This is a genomic window from uncultured Mailhella sp., from assembly GCF_947631555.1.
GTDB lineage: Bacteria > Desulfobacterota > Desulfovibrionia > Desulfovibrionales > Desulfovibrionaceae > Mailhella.
Genome location: NZ_CANRLT010000106.1, coordinates 1 through 5,806, shown reverse-complemented (window position 1 = coordinate 5,806; position 5,806 = coordinate 1). Strand labels below are relative to the sequence as shown.

The 5,806-nt window shown below is 59.5% G+C and carries 7 protein-coding genes; 4 read left to right on the top strand and 3 right to left on the bottom strand.

Annotation, left to right across the window (positions count from 1 at the left end; translation table 11 throughout):
- Nucleotides 1-145 precede the first annotated feature (145 nt).
- Complete coding sequence (yjgA, locus tag Q0Z94_RS10755) at nt 146-454, bottom strand: ribosome biogenesis factor YjgA (RefSeq protein WP_298069581.1); 309 nt, start codon at nt 452-454, stop codon at nt 146-148.
- On the bottom strand, nt 451-828 hold the full coding sequence (locus Q0Z94_RS10750) for a hypothetical protein (protein ID WP_298069579.1): 378 nt from the start codon (nt 826-828) through the stop codon (nt 451-453). The genes yjgA and Q0Z94_RS10750 overlap by 4 nt, the downstream gene beginning before the upstream one ends.
- A gap of 183 nt (nt 829-1,011) precedes the next feature.
- On the opposite strand from Q0Z94_RS10750, the gene Q0Z94_RS10745 reads away from it, so the two are divergent.
- The 4 genes from Q0Z94_RS10745 to Q0Z94_RS10730 all read left to right on the top strand — a co-directional run bounded on the left by Q0Z94_RS10745 (nt 1,012) and on the right by Q0Z94_RS10730 (nt 4,690).
- Nucleotides 1,012-1,572, top strand: a complete 561-nt coding sequence (locus tag Q0Z94_RS10745) for a hypothetical protein (RefSeq protein ID WP_298069578.1) — start codon at nt 1,012-1,014, stop codon at nt 1,570-1,572.
- Nucleotides 1,573-1,574: 2 nt separating this feature from the next.
- On the top strand, nt 1,575-1,949 hold the full coding sequence (locus Q0Z94_RS10740; RefSeq protein WP_298069576.1) for a diacylglycerol kinase: 375 nt from the start codon (nt 1,575-1,577) through the stop codon (nt 1,947-1,949).
- Between the two features lie 193 nt (nt 1,950-2,142).
- Entirely contained in the window at nt 2,143-3,330 is a 1,188-nt protein-coding gene (locus Q0Z94_RS10735) for a class I SAM-dependent rRNA methyltransferase (RefSeq protein ID WP_298069583.1), read from the top strand.
- Nucleotides 3,331-3,529: 199 nt separating this feature from the next.
- A complete protein-coding gene (locus tag Q0Z94_RS10730) occupies nt 3,530-4,690 on the top strand; it encodes an alanine--glyoxylate aminotransferase family protein (RefSeq protein ID WP_298069575.1) in 1,161 nt (386 codons plus the stop codon).
- A gap of 318 nt (nt 4,691-5,008) precedes the next feature.
- Here Q0Z94_RS10730 and Q0Z94_RS10725 read toward each other — a convergent pair.
- Nucleotides 5,009-5,806 (bottom strand): DUF1796 family putative cysteine peptidase (locus Q0Z94_RS10725; protein ID WP_298069573.1); only part of this gene is annotated, 798 nt, incomplete at its 5' end.

Here is a 5,806-nt window from a genome sequence, read left to right as displayed (position 1 = left end):
TCGGCGGCGTAACCATGTTTGCCGGCAGAAGCCGGACAAACACGCCGCCTTCGCTATCAGCTCGCTGACGCTCGCGCCTCCGGCGGTTAGGGATGTGGCCGAAGGACGCCTTTCGCCGAACTGGAAGTTCGGCTGCTCTTAAAGGCTATTCCAGCCGGGCCAGGGCGTCCAGCAGGGGCTGGAGCGTCCCTTCCTCGCGGGCCTCGCGCATGAGGCGGCCGATGTACTGGAGCTGCCGCCGTCTGGCCTCGAACGCCGAGAGACGGTCGTATTCCTCAAGACTGTCTTTCAGCTCCGGTGGCAGAGGCAGAAGGGCGCGGCGTGCGGCGGGCATACGGGCCAATGTCTCTCCGGTGGCCTGAAGTGCTGCGCTGTCCCGCTTCTTCTGAGAGCGGCTGACGCGGACTTCCTCGTCCTCGCCGCCGATCTGCCAGCGGCTGCGCCTGGGCGTCACTGCTGCACTCCCGCTCCGGGGTCGTCGGCGTCGTAGGAGGCGCTCTCTTCCAGCTCCAGCGTGTCGATCTTCTCTTCCAGCCATTCCATCAGGGCGCGGGCGGTGTGGTAGTTGAAGAGCACGCGGGAATGGATGTGCCGCGTGATGACCCGCTCTTCCTCATCGAAGGGGACGACTTCCGCGCCGAAGGCTCCGTCCGGCTCCACAGGACGCTCGGAGAAGGAAGGCAGCTTGTCGCTTTCCACATAGAAATTGACTTCGATTTCTCCCTGGGGATTGATCCCGCCCCAGACGCCGTGCGTGTACTGAAGCCGGCAGTCCGGATCCTGGGTGTATTCATAACGGATGCGGCTGGGATATTTCATCTGGCTCATGGTCACCTCGCTGTGCTGCCGCAGATGCGGTCTCCCCCCTCTTCTATCCTGCCTTGCAGGACAAGTAAAGACGGAACCGCGCCCGGCAGCTGTGCGGAAGATGAACGTTTCGCCCTTGACGGGTGGAAGCCCCGGCAGGTATCATCATTTATTTGAAAGCATTTTTTAGCCAGGGAAAAAAACATGAACAGCTACACCAGGGAAACTTTGGACGTTCGTCCCGTTTTCGATTTTGAACTTATGCTGGGCCTGCTTCAGGAAAAACGGCTGGGCGGCAAGGTTCTGGAAGAGCTTGCCGACACCTGGGAGCGCTGGCTTCCCCTGCTGCACGCCGTCAAGCTGGAAACCGGCAAGGGCCGCTACCTGGCCCTGTGGCTTGACCCTTCCGTGGAACAGGAAGTGGACGAGGAATGGGCCAAATCTTCGGAATACGGCTACCGCCTGAGCGCCCTTGCCCAGACCATGTGCCAGTGCGCCGTCTATCAGCTCCTGCCGGAGGTGGAGGACGCGGGCTGCGCTCCCGCCCCCCAGCCCACGGCGGCCCTGCGCGAGGTTCTGGCAGCAGAGGGACTGGACTACCAGGACGTGACCCATTCCATGCTGCCCAAGTTCAGCGTTCTGACGCCCTACCCCTTCCACGGCGCATGTGAGATCTGCTATCTGCGCAAGGAATGCCCCAAGGCCAACGGGCAGTCCGGGCAGTTCCGCTCCTTTGAAATCGGGAAAGGACCCGAGAAGGAATGACCATGGACACACGGCATTTCAAGGAAGGATTCCTGCATATCTTCAAGGCCGCGGGCTACTCACTGGCCGGGCTGGGCACGGGTCTGCGCCTGAGCCTGGCCTTTCGCCAGGAGGCGGCCGTCCTCGTGCTGCTCATCGTGCTTCTGGCCGTCTGCGGCAAGCCGGCAGGCATCTGGTTCATCGCGCTGGGGGCGTGGCTGCTCGTCATGATGGCGGAACTCATCAACACCGCCCTCGAGGTCACGCTCGACCGCATCACCCGCGAACGCGACCTGGCGGTCAAGTACGCCAAGGACATGGCGTCCGCGGCGGTCTTCCTCATGCTGGCCCTGAACGCGGCCCTGTGGCTGTGCATCTTTGTCCTGCGGCTCTTCTGAACGCTCACCGGGACGGCCTCCCTTCAGACATTTTTTTCAGCAAAACTTCCCGTGAGGTTTGAAACCTTCCCTTCATGACGAAAAGGGTGATGGACAACGCGCCGAAGCAATGAACTTCTTTTCCGTCATCCCCTGCTTCAGGGCGAGGCCGTCCGCTTCCCCCTGCAGGAGAGGATTGATGGCAGATGGAAACATGGAAACGATTTTTTTGAAAAAGGGCGAAGATCGCAGGCTTCGCGCCGGGCATCTGTGGATCTTCAGCAACGAGATCGATGTAAAGCGCTCTCCGCTTCCGGCCTTTGCGCCCGGGCAGCCCGTGCGGGTGGCCGGAAGCGACGGGCGGCCCCTGGGCACAGGCTATGTGAACCCCGCCTCGCTCATCGCTGTGCGCCTGGTCAGCCGGCGTGAGGATGAACCGCTGGACGCCGCCCTGCTGCGCCGCCGTCTCTCTGAGGCTCTTACCCTGCGCGAGCGGCTGTTCGAACGGCCCTTTTACCGGCTTTGCCACGGGGAGGGCGATTTTCTGCCCGGACTGGTGGTGGACAGACACGGCGATCATGTGGTCTGCCAAGTGACGACGGCCGGCATGGAGGCGCAGACCGAAGCGCTCATCGAGGTGCTGGACGAACTTCTCCACCCCGGTTCCCTGCTGCTGGACAACGACACGGCATCCCGCGCGCTGGAGGGGTTGGAACGCTTTCAGAAGGATGCACTGGGCACGGCGCCGGAGGAAATTACCGTGGAGGAAAACGGCGTGAGCTATGCCGCGCCCCTGCGCTCCGGCCAGAAGACCGGCTGGTTCTACGACCAGCGCATGAACCGTGCGGCGCTTTCGGCCTCTCTGCGGGGAATGCCCGGCTGTTCGGTGCTGGACGCCTTCTGCTACGCCGGAGGCTTCGGCGCGCTTGCCGCCCGCCGCGGGGCCGGACAGGTGTGCTTTCTGGATGCCTCATCCCAGGCTCTGGACTACGCCCGCCGGAACGCCGAGGGCACGGGAGCGGCCATCGAGACGCTTCAGGGCGATGCACTGGCACGGCTGGCCGAACTGCGCGCCCAGGGACGGCGCTTTGACGCCGTCTGCCTCGACCCGCCCGCCTTCATCAAGCGCAAAAAAGACGCCCGCCAGGGGCTGGAAGCGTACAGACGCGTCAACGAGCTGGGCTTTGATCTGGTGAAGCCGGGCGGTTTGCTCATGACCTGTTCCTGCTCTCACCATCTGGAAGCGGATGCGCTGCGCGCCGCCGTCACCCGCGCAGCCGCAAAGCGCTGCCGCCCGGCCCGGCTGCTCTATCAGGGCTTTCAGGGACCGGATCACCCCATCCATCCGGCCATGCCCGAAACGGCCTACCTCAAGGCATTTCTGTTCCAGCTCCCCGCCTGAGCACTGCGCTCGGACACGGGGAAAGAAACGCCTCGTGAAAGAAATTTTCGAGGGGAGAGCCTGAGTTTTCAGGATAGATAAGAACGTCCTTCTTCCCGAAGCCGCGCTCTTGTCAGTGCGGAGCTTTTTTTGTAGCGTGGACAGCGTTGCCGCGCCAGGCGCGCCCTGTTTCGCCTTATTGAAGGAGAGGTACTGCTTCATGTCTTCCATCCAGGCTGTCCGTATGCTCACCCCAGGCCCCACGCCCATCCCCGACCGGGTGCGGCTGGCCATGGCCGCTCCCATCCCGCATCACCGCAAGCAGGAATTTAAAACCCTGCTCGCCGAAAATCAGGTTCTGCTGAAGAAGCTGTTCCACACGGAAAGTCCTGTGATCCCGCTGGCCTCCTCCGGCACCGGTTCCATGACCGCCGCGGCGTTCAACCTCTTCCAGCCGGGCGAAAAGGTGCTGGTGGCCGAAGCCGGATACTTCGGCAGGCGCTGGGTGGACATTGTGAAAATGCGCGGCCTTGAACCCGTGATTTTGAGCCGCCCTGCCGGGGCTTCCTTCGACCCCGAAGAGATCCGCGCCATGCTCGATGCGGATCCGGCCATCCGCGGTGTCTTCATGCAGATTTCCGAAACCTCTACCGGCGTTCTCCATCCGGTGCGGGAAGCGGCGGCCGTGACCCGCGGCCGCGATGTGCTGCTGGTGGCCGACGGCATTTCCGCCGTCTCCATTTCCCCTGTGGACATGGACGGCTGGGGAATCGACTGCCTGCTCACCGGCTCCCAGAAAGGACTGATGCTGCCTCCGGGGCTGGCGTTCATCGCGCTTTCGGAACGCGCCTGGAAGCGCGTGGAAACCATGCCCCAGCAATGCTACTACTTCGACCTGCTCCAGGAACGGGCGAACTGCCTCAAGAATCAGACGCACTACACATCGCCCATCAGCCTCCTCATGGGCCTGCACGAGGCACTGACCATGCTTTTCGAATTCGGCATGGACGCCGTCTACCGCAAGCAGTGGGCGCTGACGCAGATGGCCCGCACGGGCGTGAAGGCCATGGGACTTGAGCTTCTGGTCAAGGAAGAGGGCCGCTGCACCTGGGGGCTGACCAGCATCGCCCTGCCGCCGGACATCCCCGCGTCTCCCGTGGTGGACAAGGCCTTCAGGGAATACGGAGTCATCCTCACGGCGGGACAGGCCGAACTCAAGGAACGGGTGCTGCGCCTCGCCCATATGGGCTGGGTGGACTGGGGCGACCTTGCCGCCGGACTGCACGCCCTGGCCTGGAGCCTGCCCCAGCGTCCCCAGGGCGCGTATCTGGAAGCGGCCCTTGAAGCCTATCACACGGCCCTGGAGCAGTATCCCGGCTGATGATCAGATCGGTCTGACCAGGGAAGAACATCCGCCGCAAAACCTTGGTTGTCCTGCGGGCAGGAGCTGCATATACCCATGACCTGAGGGGGAGGCCGCGGCTTGAGCTGCTGAAGACCTGGCTTGTGAACGCCGCAGCCCTTTTCAGACGTTTATGAGATGGCTCGCCGCCATTCTTCCCGGCATCACCGGGAAGAGAGGCGGCAATTTTCCATGCTCCCTGTCAACCCCCTCTGGAGGTAAAACAGCCATCAAAAAAGCTGCGGTATGCCACGCAGCATAGGGAGAGCTTCGAATCCTTTACCGGCAAAAGGTCAATCAGGCATCTTGCCCAAGTATTTTCTGTTTCAGCATGACCCGCACTCTGTATCGAACTGATCTGATTGGGACGAAAGCACAAACTATTTGAATCAATATTTTTTTACATTGGCTGGATATCTTTGCTCTTCGCTGCCTCAACAATTTTATTCTTGAAAAAATTACACTTCCTATTGCCTCATCGCCTTTGACCCCTTTACTGTTGTCGATAGGCGCTGTAATATTTGTAATAAAAATATTTGGACATGTTTCTTCAATAGTGCTAATAGTATTATCGTTTTGAATCATCAAAAGATAAACATTTTTATTAAATTTTTGCGAAAGCATTTTTTGCGCATCAATCATATCTTCATCAGAAATACTTTCTCCTTCAATTCCCCACCAGACAAAAAGAACATATCTCGCATCTCCAGCTGAGTCGTAAAGACGCTTGATCCTGCGCTGATATTTTTTTATGACTTCAGGATAAGCTACATCTAAAGGTACGTCTTTTTTAAAATCATGTAAGGAAATGAAACCACTCTCTTTATCTTCATAGAAGTCATTATGTTCATTAGCAGCTATCTTTTTCAGCTTGTCTTTTTCAAAAAAACCCTTGAAATCATTAAGTATGAGTTCTATATGCCTCTTGAACGTGGCCCCGCGCAGCCAATCAAAAGGAAAAGACGCTGTTCGCAGGCCAAAATCTCTGAGATACCATGCGGCCCCACAATTTACACCAAGACTGACGATCAGATCAAAATGCGTAGTCTCAAGGAAGCTTCGTCCGGCTGCGTTCCGGCTTGCTGTGTGTGTGTG